Genomic DNA, 22,417 nt, shown 5'->3' on the forward strand with positions numbered 1-22,417 from the left:
GAAAACTGGCGCAATAATCGTGTTTAAGATTGCATCTGTTGCAACGTTTCTTGAATTCCTATTTCGTATGGGGTTTTTGGAACAGCCCCCACTATTTTTTCATACTTGCTGCCGTCTAATATAACAGGCGTTTTATTTAAATACATCATTTCAGCATATTCCCTCATAAAAGGGTTAAACAGGCCCGCCAGTTGGATCATCCATTTGTAGATCGGTCTTATTCGAATTTCTTTTTTCAAATAGCTTTCAGCAATTTTGGCAATTTCTTTTCCTGAAATCGTACCAGCTCCAGGGATATTCCATGATTGCCCAAAACAATCTGTTCTTAATGACAATTCGACCAACGCTTCTGCGCCGTCTTTTATGTAAATAAATTCTCTCTGAATTGAAGGGGAGCCTATGTAGAAGGCCGTTTTCCTTTTTAGCATTTGCTCGAACGTGAAATGAAGAAGCGTGTTTTTGGCATCCGGTCCGTAAAAGTCAGGAAAGTGGGCGATGATGTAGGGCGCTTGAGATCGTTCAATTTGTTCTAATAACTGAAGTCGCAATTTTCCTTTTTTCGTATGTGGACGCTTCGGTGCAGACTCCGAAGTTTTTGGTGGTTGGATGCCATAGGAATAGATGTTATCTACATAAATCAACGGCTTTTCATTTGATTGGCAAATTTCTAAAATGTTTGAGAGAATGGTGGTTAAATGGGGATTCCAATATTGATAAGGAACATTAACTGCATGAAATACGGCGTCGGCTTTTGCCGCTGCTTTTTTAACATCTTCTAGATTGGTAGCATCGCCCGCGACGACTGTCACTAAAGATCCCCATCGTTTTTGTTTTTCTAATAAAGTTTGTCTTGAACGTGCGAACGCAATGACAGATATGTTGCGTTTGATTAAAGCTTCGACTATTGCATTGCCCATCCCACCGGTGGCCCCAAATACAACGGCTGTTTTCATTATTTCACTCCTCTAGTTAACGGGTTTTATAGGCAGTTGCTAAAGTATAGAGCCAATCCTTTTTATAAAATAGTTATAAAAACACTATGAGATTATAAGAACAATTACATATGTAAGAAATAACAGCTAATTTCATAAATTTATAATTTGTGGATATTTTTTTATTATTAGTAAAATAATAAAAATAATGTAAATTAATTATAGACTGTGGTATATTATTTGTAAATGTCTTAACCCTAAAAGGATTTTCTTTATCGTAATAGAAGTATAGATGTTGCCGGAAAATATAGTGCGAGCGGAGGACGGATCAATGACAGAGCGGTGGATAAGGGCAGGTTACTTGATGGGCGTGGTGTTAGTATTGACGTCCATTGTTTACTTTTTTGCTTCGAACTGGCCGGGATTTGAACGCTTGACGAAGGTGACGATTAGCATCGGTTTAATATGGCTGTTTTACGGTACAAGTTTTCTTTTAGCTCATATCATGAACAGGCATGATTTTTTAAGTAGATGGATGTTTGTTGCCGGAGCGGTCGCGTTTGGTATTTCAGTAGGGCTCATAGGACAAATTTATAATTCCCATGCTGATAGTTTTTGGCTGTTTTTAGTTTGGCTCATTCCAAGCAGCGTTTTAGCTTGGCTTGCTCGCTATGAGCCGCTTCGTGTATTGAGCGTAATATTGTTACAGTTGCTGTTTTGGTTTTATTATTTTCCATCCTCATATCACGTCCAAAGATCGGAATGGGAATCATTTTTGTTATTACTGGCGTTTGCAGTTGTAAATGGAGTTATTTTCGTCTTTCGCGAGCCTTCGTTCGTGTCTTATCTTTTGTATATAGCGATGCAAGGATGGCTGTTTTTTATTTTTGTTCACGGCCTAATTTTTGACCAATTTGTTTGGTGGCCGTATGTATACTCGCTCCTTTTAGCTGCGTTTCTTTATTATTTTTTCAAGGTTTCCAGACGCCGTTCATATATCCTAATTACAAGCATATTTGCAGGAATGTTTGTTATTTTTGAGTATTTTCGTTTTACGTCAAAATATTTTCAAGAAGGCGTGTTTTTTGCTGGGCTGTTGCTGTCTGCTGCGATTATATATGGAAGTGTTCTATTGTTGAAGAGATTGAAAAGCATTTCGTCTGAAAAGTTAAGCGGCACAGTGTTTTTATTCGCTTTTCAAATGATTGTAACCGTTGTCGCTTCTCTTATAGCGACGTCAAGTATTATGGGGCTTATTTTGATTTGGACCGGCCATTTTTCTCCTAATCTGCTGTTTGGCCTTTCGGTCGTTTTATTTGTCGTGCCAAGTATGCTTGTTCGCTCTTGGAACCATGTTGTGCGCGGTACGCTGCTCGCTGTTGGATATGGGATGGGAGCGATCGCTTCATCGGAAATTTCGGGTTGGTTGTTGGGACTTTATATCGCCATTTTGCTTGTTGCTTATTTTATATCTACGAATGCAGAAGTACGACTTCTTACGAACATAGCATTATCGATCTACGGAACGATTTTTATCTTAAATTGGACCGATGAAGTACGTCTTGCTCTGTTGTTCGTTGTGTTGTTAAACGGGTGTTTATATGTTTTGTCAAGAAGGAGAAAGTACGAGCGGTTTCTTCCGCAGTTTATTGGGCTGGGTGCTTTTCTGCTATTAACAAGCATGGATTTTTTTAAAGTAGACAGTTGGTACGTCTGCTCTAATATTGCGTTTGTGCTTGTTGTTATAGGTTGGATCATGCTTCAAACGAAGAGTGGTGAGCGGTGGGGAGCAGGAATCGCATGGTTTTATTGGTGGCTATTTCTTATTTTTAAATACTATGAATGGGCTTGGGATCTCCTTCATAAATCGACTAGTCTATTTATTTTAGGTGTTTTTTTCCTTGTTGGAACCGCGGTTTTGGAAAGGAATAGAGGTTATCGGCAAGCGGAGGAAACGAATTGGCTGCGAAGCAGGTGGATCTCTTTATTTGTTGTTGTAATGCTTCAAACCGTATTTACTGGTTATGTCGTTTTTGACAAGGAACAGCATTTGCGCCATGGAGAAGTCGTTAAACTGCAGCTTGCGCCTGTTGATCCGCGTTCTTTCTTGCAAGGGGATTACGTTCGGCTTCGTTATGAAATTTCACAAATTCGCGGTTTAACAGGCAGGGGAAAAGTTCAAATCGTTTTACGGAAAGATGAAAAAGGGGTTTATCGTTTTACCCATGTTTACGCGGCAAATGGAAAAAAAGACGAATCGTATGAGCGGCACAAAAATGATGTGTTCATAAACGGAACATTGCAGGGCGATACCGTTGTATATGGAATTGAATCGTTCTTCGTTCCCGAAAAAACAGGAGCGGATGTGCAGCAGAACGCGCGTTACGCCTATGTGCGAGTAAGCAAGACAGGAGATGCATTGTTAGAAAAAGTAAGCAACCGATGAAACTGCTCGGGGTTCCCGAGTAGTTTTTTAGTAAAATTAAAGATGAATAAATAAGGGAGGAATGGAACGTGAAATGGCTGTATATGTTGCTATCCTTAATTGGCGGGATGATGGCCGGTTTGCAGGCACCGATCAATGGAAGTCTCGGCAAAAAAATCGGAAGTTTAGAAGGAGCGTTTACTTCGTTTTTCGTTGGGTTATTGTTTTTAACGTTTATGACGCTGTTTTTTGGGAAAGGACAACTTCTTCACTTATTCCAAGTTCCGAAATGGAATTTGTTGGGCGGATTGTTGGGAGCGATTTTTGTGACGGTCGTCATTATTTCCGTGCCGAAAGCAGGGGCGGCATCGGTTATTTTTGCCGCGATTGTCGGACAAGTTATCATCAGTATTATGATTGATCATTTTGGTTTCTTTGGCGTCACAAAAATTCCGATGAACATCAATCGATTCATTGGATTGGTTCTGATGTTGGCCGCCTTGTACTTTATTTATCGCGGAAGCGCGACATCGTAAGCGACAAGGATTTTTACATAGTGAACAATGGTTTGGCCTATTTATTTGACAAAGTGTATAACAAAAATTTCGCATTGTCTAAGTACAATAGGTCATGAACCTCTAGCATCTACACGTCGGCTAGAGGTAGAAGATGAATCGGTGAATATGTTCAATTTTATATGAATGCTGAATGGGGGGATATGTTTACCAACGCTAATTTGGCACGTCTGAAAGAGAGAAAAAATGTCGTGTTAATGACAAAACGCCATCTCGTTTTAATAGTAGGAATAAAAAATGTTGATGTCTTGTAGATTATAACGCAAGGCCAATCGATCGCTTTGTTTTTAATACAAAAGCAAGGGGGCTCGGAGGATGGCAGATCGAGTGAAAATAGGGCTTATTCAGGCGTCCCATGATGTTCATGGGGACGAACCGGTAGAAGTGCATAAGGAGAAGGCAATCGAAAAACATATAAAGCTTGTTCGTGAGGCGAAAAATAGAGGAGCACAAATTGTATGCCTACAGGAAATTTTTTACGGGCCTTATTTTTGCGCCGAACAAAATACAAAATGGTACGATTCAGCGGAAGAGATTCCGAACGGACCGACGACCAAGCGATTTCAAGATTTGGCGAAAGAACTTGGTGTTGTGATTGTGTTGCCTATTTATGAGAGGGAAGGAATTGCCACTTATTATAACGCAGCGGCTGTGATCGATGCGGATGGGTCCTATCTAGGAAAATACCGAAAACAACATATACCGCACGTAGGTGTCGGCAACGAAGGCTGCGGATTTTGGGAAAAATTTTATTTTAAACCTGGCAACCTAGGGTACCCAGTGTTTGAAACCGCTTTCGCTAAACTCGGAGTTTACATATGCTACGATCGGCATTTTCCGGAAGGGGCGAGAATTCTAGGATTGAAGGGCGCTGAAATTGTCTTTAATCCATCGGCGACCGTGGCCGGTTTGTCTGAGTATTTATGGAAGCTAGAGCAGCCCGCGCATGCTGTAGCGAATGGGTATTATGTAGCTGCCATTAACCGAGTCGGCTACGAAGCGCCTTGGAATATGGGAGAGTTTTACGGCCAATCATACTTAGTGGACCCACGGGGCAACTTTGTGGCAATGGGAAGCCGTGACAAAGACGAAGTTGTCATTGGGGAAATGGATAAGCGAATGATTCGCGAAGTTCGTGACATTTGGCAGTTTTATAGAGATCGTCGTCCGGAAACTTACAATGAAATGACAGCGCTTCTACCATAGGATCGTTCGAAAAGGGATTAGGGTTTAGCTCTATTCCCTTTTTTTAAAATGCAAAGGGGGCTGGCTGTACGTGAATATCTCGTTGCTTGATCTGAAAAAAAACTTTCAAGAAGTAACAGCGGGACTAACAGATCGGGAGGCGATCGAAGAGGCGAACAGATGTCTATATTGTTATGATGCGCCATGTGTTAAAGCCTGCCCAACAGGAATTGACATTCCCGCTTTTATCAAAAAAATTGCCTCTGGGAATCTAAAAGGGTCCGCCAAGACGATTATGCTGTCTAATCCTGTCGGGGCAAGCTGTGCGCGAGTGTGTCCAACGGAAGAATTGTGCGAAGGCGCCTGTGTGTTAAATCACTCGACCAAACCGATCAAGATTGGGCATTTGCAACGTTATGCGACAGATTGGGCAATGCGAAATGACGCCGTATTATTTCAGGCTGGAAAGAAAAATGGAAAGACAGTTGCGATTGTCGGTGCAGGTCCCGCCGGTTTGTCCGCGGCGCGGGAACTGGCGCGCATAGGATATGATGTAACCATTTTTGAAGCGCAACAAGAAGCAGGCGGATTGAATACGTTCGGTATCGTCTCTTTCCGGCTGCCGCGACACGTATCGCTTTGGGAAGTGAATCAAGTAAAACGTTTAGGTGTCGACATCCGGACGGGTGTAAAGGTGGGCAAAGATGTGACCGCCCAAGAGTTGTTGGAACAATATGATGCGGTCGTGTTGGCTGTCGGAATGAGCAAAGTGCCGATGCTCGGCATCGAGGGAGAGGAGTTAGATGGCGTATATGATGCGATTGAATTCATTAAGGAAACGAAAACAAAGCCGCTTACTAATAGATTTGTAGGAAAAAAAGTCGTCGTGATCGGTGCGGGAAATACGGCGATTGACGGAGCTACATGCTCGGTGCGTCTAGGGGCGGAAAATGTGAAGATTTTATATCGCCGAACAAAAGAAGAAATGACAGCTTACGATTTTGAATATGAGTTTGCTAAACAAGACGGTGTTGAGTTTCGCTGGTTGACGGCGCCGAAGCGAATTATTGGCGATGAAAGCGGCAAGGTCACCCATGTTGAGTGTGTTCGCATGCAGCTAGGAGCGCCTGATCAAGATGGCCGCCGTCGACCGATGCCAATCGAGGGTTCAGAATTTTTCATTCGGGCCGATGTAGTTATTAAAGCGATCGGCCAGACACGCCATCTAGATCTCATTAAGGAGTTTGGGATTGAACATGACGGTGGAGTTGTAAAAGTTATCGGGGCCCACTATCAGACATCCAATCCGAAAGTATTCGCCTGCGGTGATGTCATTTTCGGAAAAGGCGGGGGCGAAGCGATGGTGGTGACAGCTGCTCAGCAAGGGAAAGAAACGGCCTATGCGATTCATCGTTATCTGACTACGTTAAATGAAACGCTTTGAGGGAGGGGGAAGTCGAACAATGGCAGATTTAAGTATTAATTTAGCGGGAATCAAGTCCCCGAATCCGTTTTGGCTGGCGTCTGCGCCTCCGACCAATTCCGGTTACCAAGTACAAAGGGCATTTGAAGCTGGATGGGGAGGAGCGGTTTGGAAAACGCTCGGTGAGCCGATTTTAAATGTATCGTCCCGCTTTGCGGCCATTAGCTTCAACGGACAGCGCGTCGCGGGCTTTAACAATATTGAATTAATTACGGACCGCCCGCTTGAAGTGAATTTAAAAGAAATTTATGAAACAAAAAAACGCTTTCCGGACCGAGCTTTAGTGGCTTCTCTTATGGTCGAGCCAAAGCGGGAAAAATGGCACGAAATCGTCAAAAAGGTAGAGGCTGTAGGCGTTGATGGGCTCGAATTGAATTTCGGCTGTCCCCATGGAATGGCGGAACGGGGAATGGGATCGGCATCGGGGCAGGTGCCTGCGCTTGTGGAACAGCAGACGTATTGGGTAAAGGAAGTAGCGCAAACGCCAGTTATTGTTAAACTCACCCCCAACATCACTGATATTACCGCTACGGCGGAAGCCGCTGTCAAAGGCGGGGCAGATGCGATCAGCATGATCAATACGATCAATAGTTTAATGGGAGTGGATCTCGATACGTGGAATCCAATTCCTCATGTCGCGGGAAAAGGAGCGCATGGAGGGTACTGCGGTCCGGCCGTTAAGCCGATTGCATTGAATATGGTTGCGGAGTGCGCGCGCCATCCGCGCATTCATGTACCGATTTCCGGCATGGGGGGAGTATCGAGCTGGAAGGAAGCTGTTGAGTTTATGCTGATGGGAGCGACGGGCGTGCAAGTCTGTACCGCTGTCATGCATCATGGCTTCCGCATTATCGAGGACATGTTGGACGGTCTCAATCATTATTTAGACGAAAAAGGAATCGCATCGGTCATAGATCTTGTCGGTAAGTCTGTTCATAAATACTCGGATTGGGGGGATCTTGATCTCAATTATAAAGTGGCCGCCCGGATTGATACGGACAAATGCATCAACTGCAACAAGTGCTATATTGCTTGCGAAGATGCTTCCCATCAGTGCATTGACCGCTTAAAGGACGCCGGTGGAAAAGAGTATTTAAAAGTGCGGGAAGCCGATTGCGTGGGCTGCAATTTATGTTCAATCGTATGTCCAGTCGATGGCGCTATTGAGATGGTGGAAGTTCCGAGCGAGCATCCGCCAATGACGTGGAACGAACGGCAGGCAGCCATCGGTGTGCTTGCTAGTTGCAATATCGATACGAAATAAAAGGAGGATGTGTATGAAAAAAATCATTAAAAACGGAACGATTGTCACTGCTGCTGATACGTATAAAGCCGATTTGTTGATTGAGAACGGCAAGATCGCGATGATCGGTCAACAGCTCGATGAAAGCGGCGCTGAGGTGATTGACGCAAAAGGGTGTTACGTGTTTCCGGGCGGAATCGATCCGCATACGCATCTGGATATGCCATTTGGCGGCACAGTGACAAAGGACGATTTTCAGTCAGGAACGATTGCCGCAGCGTTCGGGGGAACGACGACAATCATTGATTTTTGTTTAACGAATAAAGGCGAACCGCTGCAAAAAGCGATTGAAACGTGGCATAACAAAGCAAAAGGGAAAGCGGTGATTGACTACAGTTTCCATTTAATGATTAGCGAAATCAATGATGACGTATTGGCGGAGTTGCCAAAAGTCATTGAAGAAGAAGGTATTACCTCCTTTAAAGTGTTCATGGCATACAAAAATGTGTTTCAAGCGGACGACGGCACGCTGTATCGAACGCTTTTAGCCGCGAAAGAACTTGGTGCGCTCGTGATGGTCCACGCGGAAAATGGCGATGTCATCGATTATTTGATCAAACAAGCGCTAGAGCAAGGGCATACAGACCCAATTTATCATGCGTTGACGAGACCGCCGGAGCTTGAAGGGGAAGCGACCGGGCGCGCTTGCCAACTAACAGAACTTGCCGATTCCCAACTATACGTTGTCCACGTCTCTTGCGCACAAGCGGTTGAGAAAATCGCCGAAGCACGAAACAAAGGTTTGAATGTATGGGGAGAAACGTGCCCGCAATATTTGGTGTTAGATCAATCTTATTTAGAAAGGCCAAATTTTGAAGGAGCGAAATACGTTTGGTCGCCGCCGCTCCGCGAAAAATGGCATCAAGAGGTATTGTGGAACGCTTTGAAGAATGGCCAGCTGCAAACATTAGGATCCGATCAATGTTCATTTGATTTTAAAGGACAAAAAGAGTTAGGCAGGGGCGATTTTTCGAAAATTCCAAACGGCGGACCAATTATTGAAGACCGCGTTAGCATCCTTTTTAGCGAGGGGGTGAAAAAAGGAAGAATTACATTAAATCAATTCGTTGATATCATGTCCACAAGAATTGCGAAATTGTTCGGACTGTTTCCGAAAAAAGGGACGATTGCGGTCGGGTCTGACGCCGATTTAGTGATTTTTGATCCGAATGTAGAGCGGGTCATTTCAGCGAAAACGCATCATATGGCTGTCGATTACAATCCGTTTGAAGGCATGAAAGTAACGGGTGAGCCCGTTTCCGTCCTTTCACGAGGAGAATTTGTTATTCGCGACAAAGCGTTTGTTGGCAAGCCAGGCTCGGGCCAATATATCAAACGAGAGAAATATGGAAAATATGCCATGTCAACAAAAGATGAACAGCTAACGATTTAAAAGGCTGAACGATTCATTGGGTACGTCGCTTCGAGTGTACTCTATCATTACAATCGGTCCTCTCCACCCATATGAATCACTCCGCGTGTGTGCTTGATGTTAACCGTGTTCCAAGCGGCGGCTATTTATGTTTCTAGCAATATAGGGCCGCCGTTTGGATTGTATGATCGGTTTTACAAACTTATAAGCTTTTAAAACAGGAAAAAGGCAAGTCCGGTATCGTGTTTGTAAATCAAAGCCATGCTTAAGGAGTGATATGATGGGTAAAAAATCAAATTATTTAAAATCCCCTGACCTTTTACCAATTCCACATAGCAGAAGAAATATAGGTGCCCTAGGGTTTGCGCTTATTTGGGTTGGAATGGCGGTGGTGCTGGCCGCATTTGCAATCGGCGGCGCTGGCGTGAAAAACTTGCCTCTTGGCTGGGTGATTGTAGGGACGGTCATCGGTTCTGCGGCAATTGGTTTATTTATGACGATCATAGGGGACATTGGAATCGAGCACGGCTTGTCGTTTCCGGTGTACATGCGGGCACCATTTGGAACAATTGGTACTCATATTCCTTCCATCATCCGCGGTTTTGCGGCTTCATGCTGGTTCGGCATTAACACATATTTCGGTTCGACAGCGATTAACGGCATTCTCAATATTTTGTTTGGTTTTGACAACTGGTTTTTATGCTATATCACTTTCGCAGCGGTTCAACTGATTAATACAGCGCTCGGAATTAAAGCAATTGAACGGTTTGCCGATTTGGCAGCCCCCGTCATTATTATTATCTCGGCTTGGATGTATACGACGCTTTCTGAGAAAGCGTTGGAGCAGGGGCGGCATATTTGGTCATGGGTCGAAAGTCCAGTTACAGGTGGTGCGGCCTTTACCGCTTTTATCGTCGTCATTATGAGCAATATGGGATTTTGGTCGACATTAGCTGCCGATATGCCTTCAATTTCGCGGTTTATTAAAGCGCCGAAATACGAAAGAAATTGGTTTAGAAGAAATAAGGCATCGCTTGCAGGGAATATTATCGCGTTGACCCTTACACAAACGTTTATGGTGGTGATTGGCGCCGTTTCCTATATTGCGATTCAAAATTATGACCCTGTGGCCGCCTTACAAAAAGCGGCGAGCGGGATTGTTCTCGGCGTGCTGCTGTTGATGATCGTTCTTGCTCAATGGTCTACGAACACGTCCGCCAACGTCATTCCGGCAGCAACAATTTTTTCGAATGTGGGCGGCCCAAAATTTCCGTTTTGGGCTGGGGTGTTAGCGGCCGGAATTATTGGCAGCGTCGTACAGCCGTGGAGTTTGTTTAACGTTATCATCCCGGCGCTATTAGTTTGCGGCGGTGTATTATCAGCGATTGTTGGCATTTTATTTGCTGACTACTATTTGTTGCGAAAACGGCGCGTCAATGTCTACGATCTTTATAAAGATGACGGACAGTTTCGCTATTTAAACGGTTTTAACCTTGCTGGGTTTATTGCTTGGATCATCGGTGGAACAGCGGCTTACGTTTTGACAAACTATTCGTTTATTGTCGGGTTCGTCGTCGGAGCAGCCAGCTACTACATGTTAGCGAAATATTGGTGGTTTCAAAAATATAAGCAAGCGGAAATTGAAGATCCAGACGACGAAAAATATTTAGGTATTACGGTAGGAAGGGACTGGATGATTGATGGTGACAAGACCGTTTCATCTTCCGCCGTTGCTGTGCAAACGAATGGCCATTCTAACGCTTCAATAAAGTAAAGGGAGGGATAGAATGTCTTATCAAGAGTTTTTAGTGGAGAGGGAACAAATCGACTATTTTATCCGGCGGGGGTATTTGATTAAACGCATTTATGAAAATTTAAGCGGGACGTTTGTAGAATTCGAATTAAAGAGATCGAATTCTTCGAGAGAACAAAAATTGCAAAAAACGTTGCACATTTATAATGCCGATGCGCGCAAATATGTTTCGTCTTTATTGATTCAACAATTGAAACAGACGGCGGCACCGTTTTAGAAAAAAGAAATTACTTAATGAAAAGAGGGAATGGCCATGGAGTATTTTTTACAAGCGAAGGACGGAGCTTTCCCGTGCGAAGTAACGATTGATGAAGATAACGGCAGATACATGATTCGCAAAGCAGATACGAGCGGGGAAGTATTTAATACACCGGAGGAACTTGTTCGTTGGATTTTAGCCAATTGGAACAAAGATGCTTTTCATGATCAAGATCAGTTCGAACAGATGATAAACGAAATTCAAGTTTATATTCCTATTAATCAATAATGAAAAAAGGGGTAGGAACACCTATCCCTTTTATTCTTTTTTCAATAATAAGGCGCCTGCCATCTCTCAAAAAATAAATGTTTTTGAACAGCTGCACCCCACCCCGCAGGAATGTGTTATTTTATCATGAATAATATTATTAACTAGTAGACATTCTTCGCCTTAGATAAGGAGGTGGGAAGAAGTGCATGAACATTTTCAGTTCACCGTTTTCGATGTGTTAAAAAGAAAGCATTTTCAACATACTCAAGTCATTGCCGGGCACGAGGGCTTGCACCGCACGGTAAAATGGGTGCATGTTGTTGAAGTGACGAACATTAATAAACTATTAAATGGAAAAGAGTTGATTTTATCTACAGGCGTAGGCTGGAGGGAAAATGAAGAGTTATTTCTTTCATTTTTACAGCAGTTGATAGAATGTGATGCCTCGGGGTTATGCATCGAGATTGGAACCTACACTTCTTCTATCCCACAACAAATCATTCGGCTGGCCGATGAACACCGCTTTCCTATCATCCTTTTTTTAAAAGAAGTCCCGTTTGTTGAAATTACGCAAGACATCCATGCTTATTTAATCAACCAGCACTATCAAATGATTTCCAACTTAGAAGAGTATTCGCAGCAGCTCAACAAAAAGCTATTGTCTGTTGAGCACTATAATGAGATTTTAAAATATTTACATCGATATTTAGGTCATCAAATTTTGTTTCGAATGAACGGAAAAGAAGTCGAATTTGTTCCGGAGTGCTCTGAAAAAAAGAGGATGTTATTATTAGAACAGTTGACGCAGCCGTCTGCGAAAGCCGCCTCCCAACCGATTCAGCTTTTTAGTTATGAATACGGAGAACTTTCGATTGTTTCGACAGAACGGGAAATCAGCGAGTTTGATCTCCTCATTTTAGATCGAACGGCCACCGCTCTTGCACAACATTTATTGCGCGATTTATACGCTGAGGAAAAAAGGAAAGTGCAAGAGAATGAGTGGCTGAAAGGTTGGTTGGAAGGAGACCATGGCAATGAGGCCATTTTCGATTATTTATCTGAACACGAACCAGAGTTGCATCCAAAAGGAGGGTTCGTTTGCGTATGTCGATTTAAATCGCTACGACAGTTATCCAATTTGGATATGACATATTTTAAATTATTGTTTCGCACAATTTTTGAACAGCAAGGATTCCATACGTTTTCCATTGAGCATCGCAATAGCGTCATTTTTATGATGGTGGACACGCGGGGCGCAAAAACGTGGAAAAATCGAATGAAAACAGGGATCGAGCGCTTACTAGAGTCCGAGTATATTAACAAAAAAAGAGTGCCATGTTTTTTCTTTGGCGTCGGAAAATTTGTTGAGAACCTCTCACATATGGACAAAAGCTACCAAACCGCGCTGGAAACGATAAAGATTCAGCACCATCTCGGGAAAAAGGTAAACAGCTATTTCTATGAAGATTTACATATGTACCGCATCATTTCTCTTATTCATAAACACAGCGACCTGCATGAAGTGGTGATGGAATATTTAGAACCGGTGATCGAGTACGATAAAAAGTACAACGGCAAATTGATGGAAACATTAAAAGTGTATTTGGCATGCAACGGGTCGAAGAAAGAAACGGCCAAACGCTTATTTGTTGTTAGACAGACACTTTACCACCGCATTCAAAAATTAGAGTCGTTATTAGGAGCCGATTTTATGAACCCGGAAAAGCGTTTGGCAATCGAGTTTATGGTACAAGCATATGAATATTTAGCAGCAGGCCGCAAGCAATAATCCCTTCTCCAAACGTGGAGAGGGGTTCATTTTTTTTGTCATAAAACAAAGGAAGGTTGTCATATTGTGGAATGGGAGCTCATATGCTTTTTACATTATGTCTAATGAACGCTTTAGTAACTTGCGGGATAATGGGAGTACATCGCAAATGAGGGGGATCGAGATGGCCGTAACGAAAAATGAAACGACCGTTTTAAAAAATTTTATTAACGGAGAGTGGGTGGAATCAAGCGGCGCAGAAACGCTAGAAGTTCCGAACCCGGCAACCGGGGAAGTGCTGGCGAGAGTTCCCATTTCTACGAAAGAGGATGTAGAAAGAGCGGTACAAGCGGCGAAAGAAGCGTTCGCAACATGGAAACACATCCCGGTGCCAAAACGGGCACGGATTATGTTTAAGTTTCACCATTTATTGAATGAGCATCATGAAGAGTTGGCAAAGCTCGTCGTTCAAGAAAATGGAAAAGCATATAAGGAAGCATACGGCGAAATTCAGCGGGGAATCGAATGTGTCGAATTTGCTGCAGGAGCGCCTACTTTAATGATGGGGGAATCGCTTGCGGGAATTGCTGAAGAGATCGACTCGGAGATGTTCCGATATCCTCTCGGAGTGGTCGGCGGGATCACACCATTTAATTTCCCAATGATGGTGCCGCTTTGGATGTTTCCGTTGGCGATCGCATGCGGCAATACGTTTGTGTTAAAGCCTTCGGAGCGCACGCCGATTTTGGCGAATAAATTGGCTGAACTGTTTACGCAAGCAGGAGCGCCTGCTGGAGTGTTGAATGTGGTGCATGGTGCACACGATGTCGTCAATGCGCTAATTGATCATGAAGATATTAAAGCGATTTCATTTGTCGGTTCCCAGCCGGTGGCGAAATACGTCTATGAGCGGGCGGCTGCCAAAGGAAAACGCGTACAGGCACTTTCGGGAGCGAAAAACCACCATATCATCATGCCGGATGCTGATATTGAGTTGGCAGTACAGCACGTTATCAGTTCGGCGTTTGGCAGCGCCGGCCAGCGTTGTATGGCGTGCAGTGCCGTTGTCGTTGTCGGTGATAACGAGCCGTTTGTCCAATTATTAAAGAAAAAGGCGGATGAACTGGCGATCGGCAATGGAATGGATGAAGACGTATTGCTTACTCCTGTCATCCGCCAGTCGCATCGCGAAAAAGTGTTAGGCTATATCGAAAAAGGCATCGAAGAAGGGGCCGTTCTCATTCGCGACGGTCGAAAAGAAATGGCGGAAATGCCGGAAGGGAATTTCCTCGGTCCGACGATTTTTGACCATGTGACGCCGGATATGACGATTGCGAAAGAAGAAATTTTTGCGCCTGTGCTAAGCTTGCTTCGCGCTGTTGATTTAGACGAAGCGCTTGAGTATATTCGCAAGTCGCGGTACGGAAACGGGGCGACGATTTATACAAAAGACGCAAAAGCCGTGCGGAAGTTCCGCGAAGAAGCGGATGCGGGCATGCTAGGCATTAACGTCGGCGTGCCGGCAACGATGGCGTTTTTCCCGTTTTCCGGTTGGAAAGATTCGTTTTACGGCGATTTACATGTTAACGGCAAAGACGGTGTGAATTTCTATACGCGCAAAAAAATGATTACGTCTCGATTTGATTTCTAAATTAAAAAGAAAGAAGGGAATGCGATGGTGCAAATAGATCAAAGCCAACAGCTGACGGCAAAAGATGCGCAATATATATGGCATTCGATGAAACCGTACAACCCGGAGGCGACATTGATCGCCGCGGAGGCGAAAGGATGCTGGGTAACGGACCATACGGGCAAAAAATATTTGGACGCTATGGCCGGCCTTTGGTGCGTCAACGTCGGATATGGACGGGAAGAACTGGCGGAAGCGGCTTATGAACAGTTAAAGAAGCTCGCCTATTTCCCGCTCACGCAAAGCCATACGGCCGCCGTCGAACTCGGCGAGAAGCTGAACGAGCTTCTCGGAGATGAATATGTCATTTTCTTTTCGAACAGCGGCTCAGAGGCGAACGAAACGGCGTTTAAAATCGCAAGGCAGTATCACCAGCAAAGAGGCGAACATAGCCGTTATAAAATTATTTCCCGCTATCGGGCATATCACGGAAATTCAATGGGAGCACTCGCCGCGACAGGGCAGGCGCAGCGGAAATATAAATACGAGCCGCTCGCGACGGGATTTATCCATGTCGCGCCTCCTGACAGTTATCGCGATGAAGAAACGGCCACCAATCCGCGCGAGTTGAAATCGGTGAAGGCGATTGACCAAGTCATGACATGGGAATTAAGCGAAACGATTGCCGCGGTCATTATGGAGCCGATCATTACAGGCGGAGGCATTCTCATTCCGCCGGATGGCTATATGAAAGCGGTGAAAGAAGTGTGCGAAAAGCATGGGGCGCTCTTGATTGTCGATGAAGTTATTTGCGGTTTCGGCCGCACGGGCAAACCGTTTGGCTTTATGCATTACGGAGTGAAGCCAGATATCATCACGATGGCCAAAGGCATTACAAGCGCCTACTTGCCGCTGTCAGCGACGGCTGTCCGAAAAGAAATTTATGAGGCGTTCAAAGGCACGGAGGAATATGATTACTTCCGCCATGTCAATACATTTGGCGGCAGCCCGGCCGCATGTGCACTCGCTTTGAAAAACATTGAGATTATGGAGAAGGAAAAATTGTTCGACCGTTCTCGCGACGTTGGCGAACAATTATTAAATGAACTTAAAAATAAATTGCAAGACCATCCTTATGTCGGTGATGTTCGCGGCAAAGGATTGCTCATCGGCATTGAATTAGTGGCTAACCGAAGCACAAAAGAACCGCTTGATGTGTCGCTTGTCAATCAAGTAATTGGAGCGTGCAAAGAAAAAGGGCTGCTCATCGGCAAAAACGGAACGACGGTCGCCGGCTTTAATAACGTGTTAACATTGTCGCCTCCTTTGACCATTGAAAGCGAAGATGTTGCCTTTTTAGTTCAAACATTAACGGCGGCGCTTGCAGAAATAAAGTAGTATATGAAGCATTGTGTATCCACACAGGACTCATTCGTATGAATGGGTCTTGTGTTTTTTTTATCGGTAAACGGCATGATTGCTATAAAGCGAGATATAGTTCATTGCCATGAATCACGGTGATAGCTCTTGCCCCCAAAAGAGTCCCTGAACTATCATTAAGTGAAGAGGTGGATTATATTGAAATTAACTGCTAATCTAACGAAACTTTATAAAGAAATGTTTAAGGAAATATTGGTGCCTTTAGGTTTTAAAATGAAGGGTTCATTATTTAATCAGAGTAATCAACGAAGAAATTATACAAACGGTAAATATTTTCAAAAGATCACCAATCGATTTTACATTGAATATTGGCATTTTTCCCTTTTCAAGAGAAAATGACAAGAGTCTCTTGAAAGAGGGAAATTATAGATTGTATGATTTTTTAGATTATGATGATGGTATGTATTTCCAATACAATCCTCTTAGTTTTCAAAGTATAAGAGATGAGCTAGAAAAATGCATTTATCAGTTTAAAAAGGAAATATTGCCGATTTTTGAGTTTGTACAAACAGAAAAAAACTTTTTAATATTTGAAGAAGAGCTTGAAATGAAAAAATATGGTGAAGAGGACTTTCTTAACGATAATAAGTTATATATTAATTTAAGATATGGAAATTATTCACAGGCACTAATGGTAGTTGAGGCATATATAAAACAAAAAACAGATGCACTAACAGAAAAACATAGAGATGAATTTGATAGCGAGGAAAAGTTTCAAGCATTTTTAGATGAAAGATTGCAAGAATTGAACGCATTAAAAAATGCCATACAATCGAATGATGTGAATGATCTCGACCAGATTGTACAGACAAATATCAATCATACGAAAAATATGCTTAGAGATTATGGGTTTACATTCTAAATGACGAAAGTGAGGACTCCATTATATGAGGAGTTCTCACTTTATTTTACATTTCTTGATCCGCCTCCGCCAATACGTCGCCGATTTTTCGGTTTTGGATGACAAGATCCGCCCATTCGTCCAATTCGGTCGGTTCCATGTTGACGATGATGAGTTTCGCTCCGTTTCGTTTGGCGATGAGCGGCAGCTGGTTGGCGGGCGATACTTGCAAGGAAGAACCGAGCACGATGAACAGTTCAGCTTGCTGGGCGGCACGCCATGCTTGTTCTACCGCATCCGCTGGCAGCGCTTCGCCAAACAGAACGACGGAGGGGCGTAAAAAGCCGCCGCACGAGCAGTAAAAGGTATCAGTAAGATAAGCATCGCTTTCATAAGATTGATCACAGCGCGCGCAGCGGACCGTCCGAAGCGAACCGTGAAGCTCGATGACGTGTCGGCTGCCGGCTTGCTGATGAAATCCGTCGACGTTTTGCGTAATCACGCTGTCGATGAGACCGCGCTCTTCCCATCGCGCAAGGATATGATGTCCCGTGTGCGGCTCGCATTCCCGAAGCGTGCGAATGCGGTATTGGTAAAAGGCAATAAAATCGTCGCGGTGGTATTGAAGCGCATGCGTGCTTGCGAGACGCTCTGGATTTTTGTGTTGCCATAGCCCCGTCTTCGCCGAGCGGAAATCAGGCAGGCCGCTTTCCGTTGACATTCCTGCTCCTGTTAATACAACTGTGCGCTTTGATGCGCGCAACCATTCTGATAGAGACATATCATTCACCTTCTTTTCGTTTATTAGCAATATACGCCGTTTGTATACATTTCCGTTAAATGATAGACCGCCTCATCCAACGAAAAAGGGACATCCTGTTCGGTCAGCTCCCACATATACATTTCGTTGGCGTAAAACCAACCCCGTGCGACCAAATTTGGCTGCAAATATGGCCTAGCTAAGCCTTTTGTTTGTGAATAGGCGACATCTTTGGCGATGCGGTTGATGAATTGTTCGCGAATCGCTTTCCATTTTTTCTCGACGACCGCCGATATGCCGATGGCTTCTTTCATGATTTGCAGCATCTGCTGTTCTTGTATCGCCAATTGCAAAAAAAGCCGGACTTGATGTTCGATAAGTTGGCGCGCTTCTTCTTTTGTCTGGGGGGAGAACGGGATTTCCGCCACTTCATAAAATTTTTTCATCACGTTTTCCATAATTTCAATAAAAATCTCATCCTTGTTTTTAAAATATACATACGCGGTTCCGTAGCCGATATGGGCCTTCTGGATAATTTGCGTAATCGTCGTTTTTTGAAATCCGTTTTGCAAAAACACGTCGTAGGACGCGTCGATAATTTTTTGCCTTGTTTGCTGCGCTTGCAGCTGCCTTGAAGAAAGTTTTTTCATCGCTTTGCCGTCCTTTCTTCGGATTGGTGACAATATGTCATTGACATTGTGTCAACTTACCTATATATTTTAACTAAAAATATAGAAAATTCAAATGTAAATAAGGTCACGGGGAGATGAAGGAGATGCTTCGACATTCACGGGAATATGCGCTTCAGCTTGATCAATTGGACGAGTTGGCCGCGTATCGAAACGAATTTTATATCCAAGAAGGAACCATTTATCTTGACGGCAACTCTCTTGGATTGCTTTCGCAACGTGCCGAACGGTCGCTTTTAGAAATTTTGGATTCATGGAAGTCGTACGGGATTGATGGCTGGACCAATGGAAAACACCCATGGTTTTATATGTCCGAGTCACTTGGAGAAATGATGGCGCAAATCGTCGGCTGCAAGGCGGAAGAAGTCATTGTCACCGGCTCGACGACAGTAAATCTTCATCAATTAGTCGCTACCTTTTACAAGCCAGCGAACGGACGGACAAAAATTTTAGCCGATGAGCTCACGTTCCCATCGGACATTTATGCGCTCGAAAGCCAATTGAAATTAAAAGGGTATGACCCGAAAGAGTATTTAGTGCTCGTTAAAAGCCGGGACGGGCGGACGATTGAGGAAGCGGATATTATTGAAGCGATGACGGATGAGATTGCCCTTATTGTGTTGCCAAGTGTTCTTTATCGCAGCGGGCAGCTGCTAAATATGAAAACGCTCACGGAAGAAGCGCATAAGCGCGGCATTATGATCGGATTTGATTTATGCCACTCGGTCGGAGCGATTCCGCATCAGCTTCACGACTGGGATGTGGATTTTGCGTTTTGGTGCAATTATAAATATTTAAACGGCGGACCGGGAAGCGTCGCTGCTTTATATGTGAATGAAAAACATTTGGGGCGTGAGCCTGGGTTGAGCGGGTGGTTCAGTTCGAAAAAAGAAAAGCAATTTGACATGGAGCTTGATTTAACGCCTGAAACGCACGCAGGCGCCTTCCAAATCGGGACGCCGCATATTTTAAGCACCGCACCTTTGATCGGTTCCCTTTCGCTGTTTTGTGAGGTGGGAATGGAGAAGATTCGAAAAAAATCTTTGCAGCTCACTCAATATATGATGGAGTTGATTGAACACGAATTAGCCGACTATGGCTTTACGATCGGAAACCCGCGAAATGATGAGCATCGAGGCGGACATGTATATTTAGAGCATCCAGAGGCGGCTCGAATTTGCAAAGCACTCAAGGCGGAAGGAATTATTCCTGATTTCCGCAAACCGAACGGCATCCGTTTGGCGCCGGTCGCTCTGTATAACACATACGAAGATGTATGGAAAACGGTGCAAATTTTAAAGCAAATTATGAAAGAGGAGCGGCATAAAAAATTTGATAATGAACGGGGAGTGGTAGCGTGATGAAAGCAGCTTGGATCGACATTTCACAACCGCTTTCGAACGCGATTGCTCATTGGCCGGGAGATACGCCGTTTACGTATGAAGTATCGTTCACCAAAGCGCAAACAGGCTCTGTCAATATCGGAAAAATCACGACAAGCGTTCATATCGGAACACATGTCGATGCTCCGTTTCATTTCGATAATGAAGGTGTGAAAATTATCGATTTACCGCTTGATGTGTTTATCGGCCCAGCGCGCATGATCGATGTGTCATCGTTTGAAACGATTAACAGCGAGGTATTGCAAACGTTCGATCTTTCCGGCGTTTGCCGTCTCTTGCTAAAGACGAGCCTGCCGAATCGCCCCGAGAGGTTTCCGGAGGCGATTCCGACACTCGCGCCCGACCTAGGCCCGTTTCTCAAAGAAAAGGGGATTGTGTTGCTCGGAGTCGACATGCCATCGGTTGATCCGCTTGACAGCAAAGAGTTAGCGACGCATCACTCGCTTGCAAAAAGCGGTGTGCATATTTTAGAAAATTTGATGCTCGATCATGTTGAGTGCGGCGACTATGAGCTGATTGCGCTTCCGCTTCCGCTCAAAGACGCCGACGGAAGCCCGGTGCGCGCTGTCATCAAGCCTTTAGCTCAATGATTTCTATTTTGCTGACTAAGCATGCATACGAAGTGCCCATCAGCAAGAGGCGATAGAACAAGCTTGTATGGACTTATGCAACATGATGTTTGGAGGGGATTTAAATGACGAACAATTCAGAACGCAATCAAAAATTTGCCTCGGAAAAAGGCATTCATACCGATTTTTTAAATAAAATGACCTATGGGGATTATTTGCAGCTGAATGCGCTTCTATCGAGCCAAAAGCGCCTGTCCGATCACCATGATGAAATGTTATTTATTATCATCCATCAAGTAAGCGAGCTATGGATGAAGCTCATTCTTCATGAGATAAGGGCAGCGATTCAAGCGATCGAGCGGAACGAAATGGACCCGGCTTTTAAAATGTTAGCGAGAGTTTCAAAAATTCAATCGCAAATTATTCATGCTTGGGATGTATTGTCGACGTTAACTCCATCTGAATATATGGAGTTTCGCGATAAATTAGGGCAAGCGTCCGGATTTCAGTCGTACCAATATCGCATGATTGAATTTGCGCTCGGCTATAAAACGGATTATATTTTGAAAATTTACGAGAAAGATCCGGAGTTATATGAAGAGCTCAAAGAGGCGCTTTATTCTCCAAGCATTTACGACGTGGCGTTAAAAGCGCTCGCTCGCGCTGGGTTTCCAATTAATCCGGCACTGTTAAACCGCGACTATTCAGAGCCATACAAAGAGGACCCGACAGTGGAAGCGGCATGGCTTGCCGTGTACAAAAATGTTGATCAATATTGGGAATTATATCAGTTAGCGGAAAAACTAATTGATATCGAAGATTGGCTTCAACAATGGCGTTTCCGTCATATGAAAACGGTCGAACGCATTATCGGCCATAAGACGGGAACAGGCGGATCATCAGGAGTGGCGTATTTAAAGAAAGTGCTTGATCATCGCTTTTTTCCTGAATTGTGGAATATTAGAACAAAATTATAAAATAATGTAAATTAAAATGTTGAACCGCTCTCGTCTTTGCACTATCATCAAAAGCGAGGGCGGTTTTTAATTCAAAAAGATAAAGGGGGATGTATGTGGATATTGCCTTGATGATGTCGTTTTTAGGAGTGGCCATTTTACTGACGCTCATGCCGGGACCGGACATTTTGTTTGTCATCGCTCAAAGTCTTTCACAAAATAGGAAGGCGGGAATTGCTACGGCGCTTGGCCTTTGCTCAGGTTTAATCGTCCATATCGCTGCGGCTACGCTTGGGGTCTCAGCGCTTATTTATCAATCAGCTTTAGCGTTTGCAATCGTGAAGTATGCGGGGGCTGCTTATTTATTGTACTTAGCGTGGCAATCGTTGAAAGAAAGCGGGGAAGGGTTGACTCTAGGAAACCAAAAAACTTTGGAGTATAAAGCATTATACAAAAAAGGAATTGTTATGAACTTGTTAAATCCGAAAGTGTCATTATTCTTTTTAGCGCTGTTGCCGCAATTCGTAAACTCGTCACTTGGGCACGTTCCATTACAGATGTTCATTCTCGGCATTATTTTTCTTGTTCAAGCTTTAGTAATTTTTACTGTAGTCAGCATTTTTGCCGAAAAGCTGCGGAATGTGTTACTGACAAATCAACTTATTGCTAAGCGGATTCATTTGATTAAAGGGATGTTGCTCGGATTGATTGCCGTACAAATCGCGTTTAGCAAAAAGTAATGGAGCGGCTCCAATAACCCATTAAATTACCATATAAATATTATGTAAACAAAACATAAAAAAG

The 22,417-nt window shown here is 43.9% G+C and carries 20 protein-coding genes; 17 read left to right on the forward strand and 3 right to left on the reverse strand.

Annotation, left to right across the window (positions count from 1 at the left end; translation table 11 throughout):
- Nucleotides 1-23: 23 nt before the first annotated feature.
- Nucleotides 24-953 (reverse strand): SDR family NAD(P)-dependent oxidoreductase, encoded by a 930-nt coding sequence (locus N667_RS0111370; protein ID WP_232223962.1) that lies wholly within the window; start codon nucleotides 951-953, stop codon nucleotides 24-26.
- A gap of 310 nt (nucleotides 954-1,263) precedes the next feature.
- On the opposite strand from N667_RS0111370, the gene N667_RS0111375 reads away from it, so the two are divergent.
- The 13 genes from N667_RS0111375 to N667_RS0111440 all read left to right on the forward strand — a co-directional run bounded on the left by N667_RS0111375 (nucleotide 1,264) and on the right by N667_RS0111440 (nucleotide 17,257).
- Nucleotides 1,264-3,378 carry a GDYXXLXY domain-containing protein gene (locus N667_RS0111375; RefSeq protein ID WP_027409690.1) on the forward strand — a complete coding sequence of 705 codons (2,115 nt, stop codon included), beginning with the start codon at nucleotides 1,264-1,266 and terminating at the stop codon, nucleotides 3,376-3,378.
- Nucleotides 3,379-3,446: 68 nt separating this feature from the next.
- Nucleotides 3,447-3,893 (forward strand): DMT family transporter, encoded by a 447-nt coding sequence (locus tag N667_RS0111380; RefSeq protein WP_027409691.1) that lies wholly within the window; start codon nucleotides 3,447-3,449, stop codon nucleotides 3,891-3,893.
- A 354-nt stretch (nucleotides 3,894-4,247) separates the two neighbouring features.
- Nucleotides 4,248-5,138 (forward strand): nitrilase-related carbon-nitrogen hydrolase, encoded by an 891-nt coding sequence (locus N667_RS0111385; RefSeq protein WP_027409692.1) that lies wholly within the window; start codon nucleotides 4,248-4,250, stop codon nucleotides 5,136-5,138.
- Nucleotides 5,139-5,208: 70 nt separating this feature from the next.
- Entirely contained in the window at nucleotides 5,209-6,561 is a 1,353-nt protein-coding gene (locus N667_RS0111390) for an NAD(P)-dependent oxidoreductase (RefSeq protein WP_027409693.1), read from the forward strand.
- A 19-nt stretch (nucleotides 6,562-6,580) separates the two neighbouring features.
- On the forward strand, nucleotides 6,581-7,864 hold the full coding sequence (gene preA / locus N667_RS0111395) for an NAD-dependent dihydropyrimidine dehydrogenase subunit PreA (protein WP_027409694.1): 1,284 nt from the start codon (nucleotides 6,581-6,583) through the stop codon (nucleotides 7,862-7,864).
- 13 nt (nucleotides 7,865-7,877) lie between these two features.
- Nucleotides 7,878-9,296, forward strand: a complete 1,419-nt coding sequence (hydA, locus tag N667_RS0111400) for a dihydropyrimidinase (protein ID WP_027409695.1) — start codon at nucleotides 7,878-7,880, stop codon at nucleotides 9,294-9,296.
- Between the two features lie 259 nt (nucleotides 9,297-9,555).
- Entirely contained in the window at nucleotides 9,556-11,049 is a 1,494-nt protein-coding gene (locus N667_RS18625) for an NCS1 family transporter (RefSeq protein WP_035098801.1), read from the forward strand.
- Between the two features lie 13 nt (nucleotides 11,050-11,062).
- A complete protein-coding gene (locus N667_RS0111410; RefSeq protein WP_027409696.1) occupies nucleotides 11,063-11,305 on the forward strand; it encodes a hypothetical protein in 243 nt (80 codons plus the stop codon).
- 36 nt (nucleotides 11,306-11,341) lie between these two features.
- A complete protein-coding gene (locus N667_RS0111415; protein WP_027409697.1) occupies nucleotides 11,342-11,575 on the forward strand; it encodes a hypothetical protein in 234 nt (77 codons plus the stop codon).
- 184 nt (nucleotides 11,576-11,759) lie between these two features.
- Nucleotides 11,760-13,346, forward strand: a complete 1,587-nt coding sequence (locus tag N667_RS0111420) for a PucR family transcriptional regulator (protein WP_027409698.1) — start codon at nucleotides 11,760-11,762, stop codon at nucleotides 13,344-13,346.
- A 163-nt stretch (nucleotides 13,347-13,509) separates the two neighbouring features.
- Nucleotides 13,510-14,976, forward strand: coding sequence for a CoA-acylating methylmalonate-semialdehyde dehydrogenase (locus tag N667_RS0111425; RefSeq protein ID WP_027409699.1), 1,467 nt, complete (start codon nucleotides 13,510-13,512; stop codon nucleotides 14,974-14,976).
- A 24-nt stretch (nucleotides 14,977-15,000) separates the two neighbouring features.
- Nucleotides 15,001-16,353 (forward strand): aspartate aminotransferase family protein, encoded by a 1,353-nt coding sequence (locus N667_RS0111430; protein WP_027409700.1) that lies wholly within the window; start codon nucleotides 15,001-15,003, stop codon nucleotides 16,351-16,353.
- 412 nt (nucleotides 16,354-16,765) lie between these two features.
- Complete coding sequence (locus N667_RS0111440) at nucleotides 16,766-17,257, forward strand: hypothetical protein (protein ID WP_027409702.1); 492 nt, start codon at nucleotides 16,766-16,768, stop codon at nucleotides 17,255-17,257.
- Nucleotides 17,258-17,303: 46 nt separating this feature from the next.
- Here N667_RS0111440 and N667_RS0111445 read toward each other — a convergent pair whose 3' ends face one another.
- Both N667_RS0111445 and N667_RS0111450 read right to left on the reverse strand, forming a co-directional pair.
- A complete protein-coding gene (locus N667_RS0111445) occupies nucleotides 17,304-18,017 on the reverse strand; it encodes an NAD-dependent deacylase (RefSeq protein WP_027409703.1) in 714 nt (237 codons plus the stop codon).
- Nucleotides 18,018-18,040: 23 nt separating this feature from the next.
- The gene (locus N667_RS0111450) at nucleotides 18,041-18,646 is read right to left on the reverse strand and encodes a TetR/AcrR family transcriptional regulator (RefSeq protein WP_027409704.1); all 606 of its coding nucleotides are present in this window, start codon (nucleotides 18,644-18,646) and stop codon (nucleotides 18,041-18,043) included.
- A gap of 125 nt (nucleotides 18,647-18,771) precedes the next feature.
- Between N667_RS0111450 and kynU the strand changes: the two genes are divergently transcribed.
- From kynU to N667_RS0111470, 4 genes are all read left to right on the forward strand, one after another.
- Complete coding sequence (kynU, locus tag N667_RS0111455; RefSeq protein ID WP_409978185.1) at nucleotides 18,772-20,046, forward strand: kynureninase; 1,275 nt, start codon at nucleotides 18,772-18,774, stop codon at nucleotides 20,044-20,046.
- Nucleotides 20,046-20,678: an arylformamidase gene (kynB, locus tag N667_RS0111460; RefSeq protein ID WP_027409706.1), complete on the forward strand. Its 633-nt coding sequence runs from the start codon at nucleotides 20,046-20,048 to the stop codon at nucleotides 20,676-20,678. The genes kynU and kynB overlap by 1 nt, the downstream gene beginning before the upstream one ends.
- A gap of 104 nt (nucleotides 20,679-20,782) precedes the next feature.
- The gene (gene kynA, locus N667_RS0111465) at nucleotides 20,783-21,634 is read left to right on the forward strand and encodes a tryptophan 2,3-dioxygenase (protein ID WP_027409707.1); all 852 of its coding nucleotides are present in this window, start codon (nucleotides 20,783-20,785) and stop codon (nucleotides 21,632-21,634) included.
- A gap of 89 nt (nucleotides 21,635-21,723) precedes the next feature.
- Nucleotides 21,724-22,353, forward strand: a complete 630-nt coding sequence (locus tag N667_RS0111470; RefSeq protein ID WP_409978186.1) for a LysE family translocator — start codon at nucleotides 21,724-21,726, stop codon at nucleotides 22,351-22,353.
- The last annotated feature ends 64 nt before the right edge of the window (nucleotides 22,354-22,417 follow it).

Origin of the sequence: Anoxybacillus tepidamans PS2 (genome assembly GCF_000620165.1) — a bacterium.
GTDB lineage: Bacteria > Bacillota > Bacilli > Bacillales > Anoxybacillaceae > Anoxybacteroides > Anoxybacteroides tepidamans_A.

Coding starts and splice junctions, on each gene's coding strand:
- N667_RS0111370 (WP_232223962.1), bottom strand. CDS start 953: ATGAAAACAGCCGTTGTATTTGGGGCCACCGGTGGGATGGGCAATGCA.
- N667_RS0111375 (WP_027409690.1), top strand. CDS start 1,264: ATGACAGAGCGGTGGATAAGGGCAGGTTACTTGATGGGCGTGGTGTTA.
- N667_RS0111385 (WP_027409692.1), top strand. CDS start 4,248: ATGGCAGATCGAGTGAAAATAGGGCTTATTCAGGCGTCCCATGATGTT.
- preA (WP_027409694.1), top strand. CDS start 6,581: ATGGCAGATTTAAGTATTAATTTAGCGGGAATCAAGTCCCCGAATCCG.
- hydA (WP_027409695.1), top strand. CDS start 7,878: ATGAAAAAAATCATTAAAAACGGAACGATTGTCACTGCTGCTGATACG.
- N667_RS18625 (WP_035098801.1), top strand. CDS start 9,556: ATGGGTAAAAAATCAAATTATTTAAAATCCCCTGACCTTTTACCAATT.
- N667_RS0111410 (WP_027409696.1), top strand. CDS start 11,063: ATGTCTTATCAAGAGTTTTTAGTGGAGAGGGAACAAATCGACTATTTT.
- N667_RS0111415 (WP_027409697.1), top strand. CDS start 11,342: ATGGAGTATTTTTTACAAGCGAAGGACGGAGCTTTCCCGTGCGAAGTA.
- N667_RS0111425 (WP_027409699.1), top strand. CDS start 13,510: ATGGCCGTAACGAAAAATGAAACGACCGTTTTAAAAAATTTTATTAAC.
- N667_RS0111430 (WP_027409700.1), top strand. CDS start 15,001: ATGGTGCAAATAGATCAAAGCCAACAGCTGACGGCAAAAGATGCGCAA.
- N667_RS0111445 (WP_027409703.1), bottom strand. CDS start 18,017: ATGTCTCTATCAGAATGGTTGCGCGCATCAAAGCGCACAGTTGTATTA.
- N667_RS0111450 (WP_027409704.1), bottom strand. CDS start 18,646: ATGAAAAAACTTTCTTCAAGGCAGCTGCAAGCGCAGCAAACAAGGCAA.
- kynU (WP_409978185.1), top strand. CDS start 18,772: ATGCTTCGACATTCACGGGAATATGCGCTTCAGCTTGATCAATTGGAC.
- kynB (WP_027409706.1), top strand. CDS start 20,046: ATGAAAGCAGCTTGGATCGACATTTCACAACCGCTTTCGAACGCGATT.
- kynA (WP_027409707.1), top strand. CDS start 20,783: ATGACGAACAATTCAGAACGCAATCAAAAATTTGCCTCGGAAAAAGGC.
- N667_RS0111470 (WP_409978186.1), top strand. CDS start 21,724: ATGTATGTGGATATTGCCTTGATGATGTCGTTTTTAGGAGTGGCCATT.